This is a genomic window from Amycolatopsis sp. NPDC059027, from assembly GCF_042739735.1.
Lineage (GTDB): Bacteria > Actinomycetota > Actinomycetes > Mycobacteriales > Pseudonocardiaceae > Amycolatopsis.
In genome coordinates, this window is sequence record NZ_JBHYIK010000070.1 from 12,182 (window position 1) to 24,639 (window position 12,458).

Consider the following 12,458-nt stretch of genomic DNA (forward strand, 5'->3'; position numbering starts at 1 on the left):
CCGGGGGGCCCCCCCCGCCCCGCCCCCCGGGGGCGGCGGGGGGGGCGGCCGCCCCCCGCCGCCGGCGGGGGGGGGCGGCCGGGGGCGCCCCCCCCCCCCCGACGGCGGAGATCGAGCGGGTGCTGCGGTTCGCGGCCGAGGAGATCGTGCCGCGGCTGGCTGGGACGGCGTCCGAAGTGGACATGGTGCTGCACGCGCTCGACGGCGGGTACGTCCCGGCGGGGCCGAGCGGGTCGCCGCTGCGCGGGCTGATCAACGTGCTGCCCACCGGACGGAACTTCTACACCGTCGACCCCAAGGCCATCCCGAGCCGCCTGGCCTGGGAAACCGGCCAGGCGCTGGCGGACTCCCTGCTGCGCCGCTACCGCGAAGACACGGGAGACTGGCCGCGCTCGGTGGGCCTTTCGGTGTGGGGCACATCGGCGATGCGGACGTCCGGGGACGACGCGGCCGAGGTGCTGGCGCTGCTGGGTGTCCAGCCGGTGTGGGACGAGGCGTCGCGCCGGGTCACCGGGCTGGAGCCGATCCCGCTCGCCGAGCTGGGCCGTCCGCGCATCGACGTCACGGTCCGGATCAGCGGGTTCTTCCGCGACGCGTTCCCGCACGTCATCACGATGCTGGACGACGCGGTACGGCTGGTCGCCGGGCTGGACGAGCCCGACGAGCAGAACTTCGTCCGCGCCCACACCCGCGCGGATCTGGCCGCGCACGGCGATGAACGCCGCGCCACGACCCGGATCTTCGGCTCCAAACCGGGCGCGTACGGGGCCGGGCTGCTGCCGCTGATGGACTCCGGGAACTGGCGTGACGACAAGGATCTCGCCGAGGTGTACGCGGTGTGGGGCGGCTTCGCCTACGGCCGCGGCCTCGACGGACGCCCCGCACGCGAGGACATGGAGAGCTCGTACAAGCGCATCGTCGTCGCGGCGAAGAACACCGACACCCGCGAGCACGACATCGCCGACTCCGACGACTACTTCCAGTATCACGGCGGCATGATCGCGACCGTACGGGCGCTGACCGGCGCCGCGCCCGCGTCGTACGTCGGAGACAGCACGACGCCGGACGCGGTGCGGACCCGCACGCTCGGCGAGGAGACCGCGCGGGTGTTCCGGGCGCGCGTGGTGAATCCGCGCTGGATCGGCGCGATGCGCAAGCACGGCTACAAGGGCGCGTTCGAACTGGCCGCGACGGTGGACTACCTGTTCGGCTTCGACGCCACCGCCGGGGTGGTCGGCGACTGGATGTACGAGAAGCTGTCCGAATCGTACGTACTGGACCAGGTGAACCAGGAGTTCCTGCGCCAGGCGAATCCGTGGGCGCTGCGCGGCATCATCGAGCGGCTCAACGAAGCCGCCGACCGCGGCCTGTGGGCCGAACCGGACCCGGACCTGCTGGCGCGGATGCGCGACGTCTACCTGTCGCTGGAAGGCGATCTCGAGTCCGAGTAGCCGTCCACTCGGCTGACACGACGCCGAAATGCCGGACGAATATCCGGCATTTCGGCGTTTTCGCCCCTCCTGGCGTCTCTTGGTCCAGACCATGCCTTGACATCCGAAATGGTCTAGTCCAATGCTGTACGGCATCCCGCCTCACAGGAGGACAGATGCAACGACGCACGCTGACCGCCCTCGGGTTCGCCGCCGCCACGCTCGTCGGGGCCGCGACCACCGTTGGATTCACAGTCGCCACCGCGGACGCCCAGCCCGCCGCCGCGGCGCTGCCCAGCAACTGGTACGCCTCGGCCCCGTACCTCATGCCCCAGAGCAACAACCCGCCCGACCCGGTGACGGTGATGAACGCGACCGGTCAGAAAGCGTTTCAACTGGCCTTCATCCTGGCTCCCGACGGCGGCGGCTGCGCCCCCACCTGGGACGGCAAGTCACCGGTCCCCTCGGACACCGCGGTGGCCGGGGTGATCGACAGGATCCGCGGCGCCGGCGGCGACGTCTCGGTGTCGGTCGGCGGCTACGGCGGGACCAAGCTCGGCCAGACCTGCGGCACCGCGGACGCCACCGCCGCGGCCTACCAGCAGGTGATCACGAAGTACGGCCTCAAGGCGATCGACTTCGACCTCGAAGAGCCGGAAATCGAGAACACCGCGGCGATCGCGAACGAACTGGGCGCGGCGAAGAAGCTCCGGGCCGACAATCCCGGCCTGTTCCTCTCGATCACGATGCCCGGGATCTCCAGCGGTGCCAACTGGTTCGGCACGCAGCTGATCGACACGGCGAAGTCGATCGGCCTCACCCCGGACAACTTCTCGATCATGCCGTTCGACGGCGGCTTCAACGGCGGTTCGTCGCAGGTCTCCGCGCTGGAGGGCCTCCACGGTCAGCTGATGAGCCACATGGGCTGGGACAGCGCGACCGCCTACGCGCACGAAGGATTCTCCGGTATGAACGGGAAATCGGACGCCTCGGAGTACTTCCAGGTCGCCGACTTCCAGACCGTGTACGACTACGCCACCAGCCACAAGCTGGGCCGGTTCACCTTCTGGTCGGTCAACCGCGACCGGCCCTGCGTCGGCACCACGGACAACGGCGTGTGCAGCAACGTCCCGCAGAACGACTGGGACTTCACGAAGTTCAGCACCCGCTTCGCCGGGGCGACCCCGCCAGTGAGCACGCCGCCGACCACCCCGACGACTCCGACGCAGCCGGGCTCGTGCACCGCCGCCGAATGGCAGAAGTCCGCGATCTACACCGGCGGCAACGTCGTCGCGCACAACGGCCACAAGTGGACCGCGAAGTGGTGGACGCAGGGCGAAGAACCCGGAACGACCGGCCAGTGGGGCGTCTGGACCGACAACGGCGCCTGCTGAGTTCCGTCAGGCCCGGACGCCGGGCAGGTGGGTGTTCTCGCGCATGACGTCTCGGGCGAGCGCGGACACCTCGACCACCCGGCGTCCGGCGGCCTCCAGCTGCTCGGCGCCCTCGCAGACCACGAAGATCTCGGGCTCACGCCAGGCGAAGACGACCCGCGGGATCCCGGCGTCGAGGATCAACCGGGTGCAGCTGGCAGGGCTGGACGACCGGACGCTGCAGGGTTCCAGCGAGCTGTACATCGTCGCGGTGGCGAGCCGAGGATCGCGCGGGTCGAGTTTCGCGAGCGCGGCCTGCTCGGCGTGGTTGTGCGGGTCCCCTTCCCCGGAGTGCCCGGTGGCCAGCACCGCGCCTTCGGCGTCGGTGAGCACCGCGCCGACCCGGAACGTCGCGCGCGGCGGGCACAGCGCGGCGAGCGCGATGGCCTCCCGCAGCCGCTGAATGTCCATTGAGGACGGTTCGGTCGCGGCGACGTACCGCAGGACCGCCACCCCGTCGAGCGAGCGGACGTCCGTGAGGGTCATCGGCCGCGGGAATGTTCCCGGCCCGACGAACCGGGGCGCCCGCGGATCACCGACGAACACCGGCGCGATCGCGAGCCGCAGTTCGTCGGCCAGCCCGTCGGCCAGGAACCGGGTGTGCACCGCGCCGCCGCCCTCGACCAGCAGCCGCCGCACCCCGCGCGTGGCGAGGTCGTCAAGCACCGCGCCGAAACCCGGCTCCGCCAGCTCGACCATGGTTGCCGCGGCGCCGAACTCGGCTTTCGCACCGGGCCGGGCGTAGACGAGCTTCGGTGTGTCCCCGGTGGTGAAGAACCGGGACTCCGGGTCGAGGTCGCCGGTCGCGGTCATGGTCACCTTGATCGGCTGTTCGGGCCGCCCCTCGGCCACCCGCGCCCGCCGCAGCTCGGGCGAGCGCACCAGCAGCCGCGGATTGTCCGCCCGCACCGTGCCCGCACCGACCAGGATCGCGTCGGCCTCGGCCCGCAGCCGGTCCACCTCGGCGAAGTCGTCCTCAGTGGACAGAACCAGCCGCTCATCGGACGCGTCGTCCAAATAGCCGTCCAGCGACTGCGCCGCGGAGAGCAGGACATAGGGCCGGGTGATCACCCAGCCAGTATGCCCGCACGTGCGGTCGCCCGGGCGAGTGCGTACGCGGGGGCGCGGGTCCCCGATCGACGACCCGCTCCGCCGCCGATCGCGCCGGTCCGTGGGTCCGGCCGGAACCGGCTGAAGTATTGTCTGGTGCTTCACAGCAACCCGACGTTGTCCACGTGGGGGTCGCCGATGAAGAAGCGGCAGTTCGACAAGACATCGACCACGCGAGTCACGAACACCTTCACGGGCAAGGTCCGCGGCCTGATCCAGGTGGGGGTCGTCAACGGCGGCTTCCACGTCCACCTTCCCCGGTACGCCGGGGCGGCCATGCTGGTCGCGGCCGTGGGACTGCCGGTACTCCTCGCCCTCGTGGTGCCTTCCGACGTGGCCCCGCCGTCCCTCGTCGCACCGGTTCGCCCGGTCGAAGTGAGCACCGTGACCGTCAACGTCCTGGACGACAGAACTGCGGCGGTCGAGGGCATCACCATCGGCATCGACAGCGTGAGCTTCACGAGCACGGACAACGGAAACGCCACCTGCGTGGGCGTCGACAACCACCCTGGCACGTGCACCGCCTTCGCCAACGGCACGGCGAGCGGGAGCAGCACCGTCGGCGTCATCGACTTCAGCGTCACCACACCCGCGCTGACCTGCCGGACCTCCGGCGTGCACGTCAGCGAATCGGTGGTCCTCGCTCAGGCTTCCGGCGCCTGGGCAAGGGTCCTGCTCCGCGCGATGGGCCCGAACGACCGGGAGGGCCACCAGCTCCCGGTGACCTTCGAGGTCTCTCGCGGGCACAGCGGGCCCGCTCCGCAGAGCCCCAAAACCTGCGCGCCCAGCTGAAGCGGGCACAGTCGCTCTCGTGGCTCAGGACGAGCGGGCTCGTGCCCTGTCCCGAGTCCGCGATTGTCCCGGTCGGCGCAGTGGTGCCCGCTCTATGCCGCACCGACCGGTCGCACTTCGGCCGCCGTGGCTTCAGTCGCCGTCAGTCACACACAGGAGGAGGCTCAGGCCGCTGTGCGTGCAGCCCCAGCTGTGGTGGCTGTGGTGCGGGATCTCGTCGGCGCCGAGACTGCACTCTTCCTCGGGAAGTACTTGCAGGTCAAGCACGTGCTTCATCGTTGTGCCCTTCCGGTGGAGTCGATCATGGACTACCTCGCTTCACAGTTAAAGACACCAACCGGCGGGACACCACAGCATTGCCGGCACGCCATACCATCGGGCATCCACGCCACCCTGACAGCCGAGCGGAACACAACGAAAACGGGATCCGACGGTGGCCACAGGGGCCCTTTTCGTGTGATCGGCCGAGTCACCCGGACGGGTAGATCGGTGGCTTCGCCGAGCTCGGCAGGGCAGGCGTCAGCCAGCCGGGCGGCTCCGGCTCGATCGCACGCAGTACCGAGAGACGACGGTCCGCCTCCAGGACCTGCCGACGGTGTACACAGTGGACACTGCTGTTCAGCGGAACGTCAGCGCGTACGGCGCTCAGGCGCTTTCGGCGGTTCAGGCCGGGAGTACCGCGTACTGGCGGACGTACAGGTCGGTGTAGGTGACCGGACCGCGCGGGCCGGGCACCCTGTCCAGGTTGATGCCGGTCTCGGGCACGGCGAGCAGCTTGAAGCCGTCGAGCAGCCGGGTCGGGGCGTTCCAGAACACGCCCGTGCCGGTGTAGCCGTCGAAGAACGCCTCGGCGGCGGCCTTGTCCTCGGTCGCGATTCCGGCGGCGAGACCGGAGGTACGCTCGTTCGCGATCTCGACGGCCTCGGTGAGCCCGCCGACCTTCGCCACGGTGACCGTGGCCTCGCGCTCGGAGTCCAGCGCCCATTCGTAGCCGATCGCGTGCTCGTGCGGCGCCAGCGACGGGGTGACACCGCGCTCGCCGAGTGCCTCCGCGATCGACGGCCATATCGCGTCGTGCACGCCCTCGTGGATCAGCAGCAGGTTGAGCCGGTTGCACACGCCGAGCCGGTCGAGGCTCGCGAAGACCAGCTCCCGCACCTTCGCCACGTCGGCGGCCGCGTCGACGTACAGCACGCCCCCGCCGTCGGCGTGGGCCAGCGTGCGGACACCGTGGACCGCTGCCTCGGTGGCCAGCGCACGGGTGCTGTCACCGCTGCCGCGCAGGATCACCAGCGGCACGAGCGCGGGCAGGCGCACCAGCGCCGAAGCCGCCTCGCGCTCGACCCTCGGCACCAGCTGCACGACATCGGCGTCGATCCCGGCCGCGTCCAGCGCGGGCGCGATCACCGACTCCCGCAGCCGCTGCGCCGAACCGAGCGCCGCGGAGCCGGTCCGCAGGACGCCGGCGTTGCGCGACTTCACCAGCTGCGAGGCCACGTCCACGGTCACGTTCGGCCGCGCCTCGTAGTTGGCACCGATGACGCCGACCGGACGACGCCGCTCCACCAGCCGCAGCCCACCATCCAAAGTGGACACTTCGACCGAGCGTTCCTGGTGCGGGGCGCCGGCCAGCAGCCGGAGCTGATCGGCCATGCCGGTCAGCCGCTCGGGGGTGATGGTGAGCCGGTCCAGCAGCCCGGCGCTCATCCCCTCGGCACGAGCCTTGGCGACGTCGGCCTCGTTCGCCTCCAGCACCTCGGCGCGGTGGCTCAGCAGCCGCTCGGCCATCCCGACGAGCGCGGCGTCCACGGCGTCGGCACCCGCCGTGGCGAGGGACGGCGCGGCCAGCTTGGCCGCCCGGGCGCATTCCTCGACGGCCTTGGCCACCTCGTCCATCGTCCGACTCCTTCCGCGCGCACAGACTGGGGGAACAGTCTGCCGCACGGCCGCGCTCAGGCCGCCACGGGCTCCAGAAGCCACAACCCGCCCGCGATGAGGCAGCTCACCGTGAGCACGCCGAACACCAGCACCCACAACACCGCGGGCACCCCGGTCAGCCGGCCGAGCTGGTCGGCGTCGGAGTCACGGGCCGTGCCCCGGCGACGCTTCGCCTGCAGCTCGATGACCGGGCGGATCCCGCCGATGAGCAGGAACCACGTCAGCAGGTACACGAACGGGGCCTGCAGCCACGTCGGCGCCACCAGCGCGATCAGCCCGAGCACCACGGCGCTCGCGACCACGGCGAACACCCCGTAGGCGTTGCGGGTCATGACCAGCACGCCGAGCAGGAGCAACGCGATCAGGATCAGCACCAGCGTCGTCAGCTTCGCCCCCGCGAGCGTCGCGAACAACAGCCCGAGCACCGAGGGCGCGATGTAGCCCGCCATCGCCGTGAAGGCCATCCCCGGCCCCTCCGGCTTGCCGCGCGACACCGTGACGCCCGAGGTGTCCGAGTGCAGCTTGATGCCCCTCAGCCGCCGCCCCACCATGACCGCCGCCAGCGCGTGCCCGGCCTCGTGCACGATCGTCACCACGTTGCGCGCGGGCCGCCACAGCCCGTTGACCAGCACCGTGAGCAGTGCCAGGCCACCGGCCACGAGGGTGATGGTGGACAGCTCACCGGAGACGATCGACTCGGAGGCCTTGCCGAGCCCGGACGATTCCGCGGAGAACAACGGGAGACTGGTGAACGGCACCGCCGAGAGAACCGAGGAACTCACCCGCACACCTCACCACAGGCCGGATTTGGCCCGCGTAAGTCCCCGTCGCCCGCCGACCGGCCGCATCCGGTAATGGGTCAGCTACACCATGGTGTCTCCCTTCTCGTGCGCGGTGCGCAGCAGGAAGGAAACCCAGCTCCGGTACGGCCGCCAGGCCTCGGCGATCGCGGCCAGCTCCGCGGCCCCGGCATCCGGCCGTCCGTACCGCTGTCTCATCTCCTCGGCCAACCGCCCTTCGCTCGCGGGGAAGACGTCGGGGTGCCCGACGCCGCGGATGAGGATCAGCTCGGCGGAGAACGGGCCGACGCCGGGGAGCAGCCGTAACCGCGCGAGCGCCTCCTCAACCGGCAGCGCCCGCAACCTCGCCGCGTCGAGTTCTCCCTCCGCGGCCGCTTTGGCCACCAGACACAGCCGCTCGAACTTGGTCTCCGGGATACCGGGGAAATCGCACAGCCCGGCCAGCAGCTCCGGCTCGGGGAACGCGGTCAGCGCGACACCGCCCACGTTCACCCGCTTCCCGTACTCCTCGGCCAGCCGCCGCTTGATCCGCGCGGCCTGGCTCCCGCGGACGCGCTGGCTGAGCACCGCCCAGCAGGCCGCTTCGTACGGCGACGGGAACAACACCGGACGCAATCCCGGCCGCTCCCGCTGGAGCGCGCCCACCACCGGATCACGTTCGCCCGCCCCGGCGAATCCGGTGCCGTCGACGTCGAGGGACAGAATCCGCCGGACCTGAGCCGTCACCGCCTCCGCGAGGCCGGGCGGGCCGTACGCCTCGACCTCCACCGTGCCCGGGGCTCTTTGCCGGATCACCGCACCGACCGAGGTGCCACCCTCGTCGACGGGAAACGCCAGTCTGAGCACCCCGGACTCGCCCGCCGCGTCCGGCCGCCCCGCCGGTGTGAAGCCGGCCAGGAACCTGGCCGAAGCCGCCAGATCGAACGGCCCGCACACCGTGATCCGGCCGGTAGGCGCCGCTGTCGCAGTCATCTCATGCCCTCCTCGTGGGCTCGGAAACACCGTGCCGACGACGTTAGGAAGGAGCACCGACACTTTCCGGCCTCGAACACCCGAGCACCGAGATGTTCACTCGATAGTGGTGCGCACACGTCGCTGGCCTGCACCTTCCCCATCTGGCATACTCCCGGTATCCGAACTCCCGACCCCAGGAGCAGGCGATGCCGACGACGCAGCCGGGAACACGCGACCGCCTGGCCGACCTGCTGACCACCGCGGTCCCGAGCGGCGACAAGGGGTTCGTCGATCTGCTCGGCGAGTCCCCGCAGGCCGGGCCGCCCACCGGGATCACGCAGCGGCTGATGCGCACGTCGCTGCTCCCCCGCGTCTACGAGCGGTACTGGCGGCCGCTGCTCGGCTGTGTCTTCAAGGGCCCGTTCGGCCCGAGCATGGCCGGCGAAGTCCGGCTGGCCACTGAACTGCTGGCCCTGCGCCCCGGCCAGACCGTGCTCGACGTCGCCTGCGGCACAGGCCGGTTCACCCGCGCGTTCGGCGCCGCGGTCACCCCGGGCGGCCTCGCGATCGGTCTCGACGGCGCACGTCCGATGCTCGAGGCGGCGGTCGCGGAGGACGGCCGGGACAACGTCGCCTACCTTCGCGCCGACGCCGTCGAACCACCCCTTCGCGGGTCCACAGTGGACGCCATCTGCTGTTTCGCCGCGCTCCACATGTTCGCCGAGCCCGAAAAGGCCTTGGACTCCTTCGCCGAACTGCTCAAGCCCGGTGGCCGGATCGTGCTGCTCACCAGCGCGCGACGGGGCTGGCAACCGGCTCGGACCGTCGAGACCATGGGCGGAATCCTCAGCGGGCAAAGGATGTTCGACCGCGGGGAGATCGCGGCGGCGCTGCGGAAGCGGGGCTTCACCGCGATCACCGAACGGTACGCGGGGTTCACGCAGATCGTGGCGGGCAGGCTCGCGGTGCCGACACTGTGCGGGCGTCCCGCAGGACATAGCATCGGCGGATGAGCCACGCCGCGCCGATCCCGCCCGACGACAGCTATCTCCGTTCCCTCATCGAAGACACCGCCGACGCGGTGGCGAACGCCGAGCCACTGGATTCCCCGCACACCGGCGCCGACACCACGAGCCGGTCGGCCGTCCGGAGCGCGATCGACGCCGTTTCCGCCGATCTCGTGGCGCTCAGCCAGGATCTGCACGCCCATCCCGAAGAGGGCTTCGCCGAACACCGCTCGGTGCGCGCACTCGCCGAACTACTGGCCAAACACGGTCACGAAGCGACGATCGGCGTCGGCGGGCTGGACACCGCGCTGCGTGTCGGCACCCCCGGCGAAGGCCCGCACATCGCCGTGCTCGCCGAGTACGACGCCCTTCCGGGGCTCGGCCACGCGTGCGGGCACAACGTCATCTGCACCGCGGGAGCGGGCGGGTTCCTCGGAGCCGCCGCGGTCGCGGAGCAACTCGGCGGACGCGTCAGCCTGATCGGCACACCGGCCGAAGAAGGCGGGGGCGGCAAGGAAACCCTCGCCCGCGCCGGGGTTTTCGACGACGTCGACGCGGTGCTCATGCTGCACCCGTTCAGCCACGACATCGCGATGCACCCGTTCCTCGGCAGGCGCCAGCTGGAGATGGTGTTCCACGGGGTCGGCGCGCACGCTTCCGCGCAGCCGTTCATGGGCCGCAACGCGCTCGACGCCGCCGTGGCCGCGTACCAGGGCGTTTCGGCGCTGCGCCAGCAACTGCCGGACAGCGACCGCGTGCACGGCGTATTCTCCGACGGCGGCGCGCGACCGAACGTGATTCCCGCCCGCGCGGCCGTGCTGTTCTACCTGCGCTCGGGCACCCCCGCGACACTGCGGGACCTCGCCACCCGGATGACGGCGATAGCGCACGGCGCGGCGGAGATGACCGGCTGCGGCGTCGAGCTGCTCTGGGACTCCCAGCCCGCGTACCTGCCGATCCGGTTCAACACGACACTGGCCGGGCGCTGGTCGGTCAACCAGCGCGGTACCGGGCGGAAACCGCTGCCGCCGGGCGTCGTCCCCGAATCGCTCACCGGGTCGACGGATCTGGGCAATCTGTCCTACCGGATGCCCGCGATCCATCCGATGATCGCGGTGTCGGAGGCGACAACCGCCTTGCACACCAAGGAGTTCGCGGCCGCTGCCGGATCAGCGGCCGGGGACGCCGCGGTCGTGGACGGTGCGCTCGGGCTCGCGCTGACCGCCGCGGACTACCTCGGCGACGCGGCCCTGCGCGCCGCCGTGCACGAGGAGTTCGAGGCGTCCGGCGGTGCGCTGGACGTCCCGGCGTTCTTCGACTGAGGTCCACAAAGGATTCCCCGTTGCTGAGATTCACCTGAGGTTTCTCAGCTGATTCTTCTCAGCAAAGCCGCAGGTGTTTCCACAGGCTCTTCACACGCACGCGGGCGAATCTTGAGTCATGACCGAGAACGAGAGCCGGCCCGGCCCCGCCTCACCCGGTGGGCACCAGCCGCACCAGCACCCTCAGCCGTACCCGCACTACGGCTACCAGCAGGCCACGCCGAACCCGCTCTTCACCCAGCCGCCGGCCCCGGCGCAGCCCAAGAAGGGCAACCGGGTCGCGGCGCTGGTCGGCGCCACCGCGCTCGCCGCCGCACTGCTCGGCGGCGCGGGCGGAGCCGCGGTCGTCGGCCTGACCTCCACGCCGTCCGCCTCCGGCACCACGACGTCCAGTTCGGCACCGGTGAACGGGCAGACGGTCGCGAACACCACCGGCTCCGGGGACGTCAGCAGCATCGCGGCGAAGGTGACGCCGAGCGTCGTGCAGGTGAATGTCACGACGCAGCGGGGCGGCGCGATCGGCTCCGGGGTGTTCCTCACCGCAGACGGCCGGATCCTGACCAACGCGCACGTCGTCTCCGGCGCGGCCGGGCCCGTCACGATCACGACGTCGGACGGCAAGAAGTACCAGGCCGACGTCGTCGGCGCGGACACCAAGGCGGACATCGCGGTCCTGCAGGTCAAGAACGGCAGCGGGTTCACCCCGGCCGCGATCGGCGACTCGGGCAAGCTGGCGGTCGGCCAGTCCGTGGTCGCGATCGGCTCGCCCGGCGGGCTGCAGGGCACCGTCACCACCGGCATCATCAGCGCGCTGAACCGGAACCTCTCCGACCTCGGCGGGCAGGAACAGCAGCAGCAACAGCAGTCGCCGTTCAGCCGGAACACCCGCGACACGAGCGGTTCCGGTGACTCGCCGAGCTACACGGCCATCCAGACCGACGCCTCGATCAACCAGGGCAACTCCGGCGGTCCGCTGGTCGACAGCCAGGGCCGGGTGATCGGCATCAACTCGGCGATGTACAGCCCGGTCGAGTCGTCGAGCGGTGCGGCGGGCAGCGTCGGGATCGGCTTCGCCATCCCGATCAACGACGCGATGAAGATCGTGAACCAGATCGTCGGCTGACGAGAGCGGGATGGACCGCGGTCGGGGCGGCCCATCCTTCCTCGCTCACGGGGTGCGAGGAACTCGCTGAAGGCCCCTCAGGGATTCGGGACTCTGAGGGGCCTTCAGCCTTCGTACGTCAGCGTGAGCGTGTGGTTGCCTTCGGCGTCCTGGGTGATCGCGGCGGTGCCACTGATCCCGGCCAGCTCGCCTGTCCCGGAACCGGGGAGGATCCGCAGGTCGAGGCTGTGATCACCGGCGGAGTGGTGCAGCACGAACGTCCCCTTGCGACCGCCGACAGCCCCCGCGAAGCGCTCGAAAGCCACGTACGCCCGCGAAGTGTCGTTCACCGCCGTGAGCATCTCGACGGTGCTGGCCCCCTCGACGTCCCCGCTGAACGTCTTGACGATCGCGACCCGCGCGAACCGCGTCCCCGCCGTCTCGTCTTCGGCCTGCGGCTCCCAACTGTCGAGCACGAACGAGGCGGTGGCGGTGCTGGTCATGACGTCGATCCCGTCTGTCGTTCCTCGGTGGACCAACACAGCCTGCCGCTCTTACCTGACATCCTCT

At 70.9% G+C, this 12,458-nt stretch carries 11 protein-coding genes and 1 pseudogene; 6 read left to right on the forward strand and 6 right to left on the reverse strand.

The genetic code is table 11. The features are described from left to right. Positions 1 to 107: 107 nt before the first annotated feature. A pseudogene (locus ACFWY9_RS35660) lies at positions 108 to 1,451 on the forward strand (cobaltochelatase subunit CobN); the annotation flags it as partial. Positions 1,452 to 1,606: 155 nt separating this feature from the next. Next, a complete protein-coding gene (locus ACFWY9_RS35665; protein WP_378340942.1) occupies positions 1,607 to 2,824 on the forward strand; it encodes a chitinase in 1,218 nt (405 codons plus the stop codon). A 6-nt stretch (positions 2,825 to 2,830) separates the two neighbouring features. Here the strand turns inward: ACFWY9_RS35665 and ACFWY9_RS35670 are convergent, their stop codons facing one another. Continuing rightward, a complete protein-coding gene (locus tag ACFWY9_RS35670; protein WP_378340943.1) occupies positions 2,831 to 3,934 on the reverse strand; it encodes a dihydrofolate reductase family protein in 1,104 nt (367 codons plus the stop codon). Positions 3,935 to 4,111: 177 nt separating this feature from the next. Between ACFWY9_RS35670 and ACFWY9_RS35675 the strand changes: the two genes are divergently transcribed. Further along, complete coding sequence (locus tag ACFWY9_RS35675; RefSeq protein WP_378330192.1) at positions 4,112 to 4,765, forward strand: hypothetical protein; 654 nt, start codon at positions 4,112 to 4,114, stop codon at positions 4,763 to 4,765. 132 nt (positions 4,766 to 4,897) lie between these two features. Here the strand turns inward: ACFWY9_RS35675 and ACFWY9_RS35680 are convergent, their stop codons facing one another. The 4 genes from ACFWY9_RS35680 to ACFWY9_RS35695 all read right to left on the reverse strand — a co-directional run bounded on the left by ACFWY9_RS35680 (position 4,898) and on the right by ACFWY9_RS35695 (position 8,475). Next, the gene (locus ACFWY9_RS35680) at positions 4,898 to 5,041 is read right to left on the reverse strand and encodes a class III lanthipeptide (protein ID WP_378330191.1); all 144 of its coding nucleotides are present in this window, start codon (positions 5,039 to 5,041) and stop codon (positions 4,898 to 4,900) included. A 387-nt stretch (positions 5,042 to 5,428) separates the two neighbouring features. Next, positions 5,429 to 6,661, reverse strand: coding sequence for an aldehyde dehydrogenase family protein (locus ACFWY9_RS35685; protein ID WP_378340944.1), 1,233 nt, complete (start codon positions 6,659 to 6,661; stop codon positions 5,429 to 5,431). A 56-nt stretch (positions 6,662 to 6,717) separates the two neighbouring features. Beyond that, complete coding sequence (locus ACFWY9_RS35690; RefSeq protein ID WP_378340974.1) at positions 6,718 to 7,395, reverse strand: M50 family metallopeptidase; 678 nt, start codon at positions 7,393 to 7,395, stop codon at positions 6,718 to 6,720. 171 nt (positions 7,396 to 7,566) lie between these two features. Further along, on the reverse strand, positions 7,567 to 8,475 hold the full coding sequence (locus ACFWY9_RS35695; protein ID WP_378340945.1) for a DNA-3-methyladenine glycosylase family protein: 909 nt from the start codon (positions 8,473 to 8,475) through the stop codon (positions 7,567 to 7,569). Positions 8,476 to 8,663: 188 nt separating this feature from the next. On the opposite strand from ACFWY9_RS35695, the gene ACFWY9_RS35700 reads away from it, so the two are divergent. The 3 genes from ACFWY9_RS35700 to ACFWY9_RS35710 all read left to right on the forward strand — a co-directional run bounded on the left by ACFWY9_RS35700 (position 8,664) and on the right by ACFWY9_RS35710 (position 11,909). Next, on the forward strand, positions 8,664 to 9,470 hold the full coding sequence (locus ACFWY9_RS35700; RefSeq protein WP_378340946.1) for a class I SAM-dependent methyltransferase: 807 nt from the start codon (positions 8,664 to 8,666) through the stop codon (positions 9,468 to 9,470). Continuing rightward, on the forward strand, positions 9,467 to 10,786 hold the full coding sequence (locus tag ACFWY9_RS35705; RefSeq protein WP_378330187.1) for an amidohydrolase: 1,320 nt from the start codon (positions 9,467 to 9,469) through the stop codon (positions 10,784 to 10,786). Before ACFWY9_RS35700 ends, ACFWY9_RS35705 begins: the two co-directional genes overlap by 4 nt. A gap of 118 nt (positions 10,787 to 10,904) precedes the next feature. Then, on the forward strand, positions 10,905 to 11,909 hold the full coding sequence (locus tag ACFWY9_RS35710) for a S1C family serine protease (RefSeq protein WP_378340947.1): 1,005 nt from the start codon (positions 10,905 to 10,907) through the stop codon (positions 11,907 to 11,909). Positions 11,910 to 12,013: 104 nt separating this feature from the next. Here the strand turns inward: ACFWY9_RS35710 and ACFWY9_RS35715 are convergent, their stop codons facing one another. Then, complete coding sequence (locus tag ACFWY9_RS35715) at positions 12,014 to 12,391, reverse strand: DUF3224 domain-containing protein (protein WP_378340948.1); 378 nt, start codon at positions 12,389 to 12,391, stop codon at positions 12,014 to 12,016. Positions 12,392 to 12,458 lie beyond the last annotated feature (67 nt).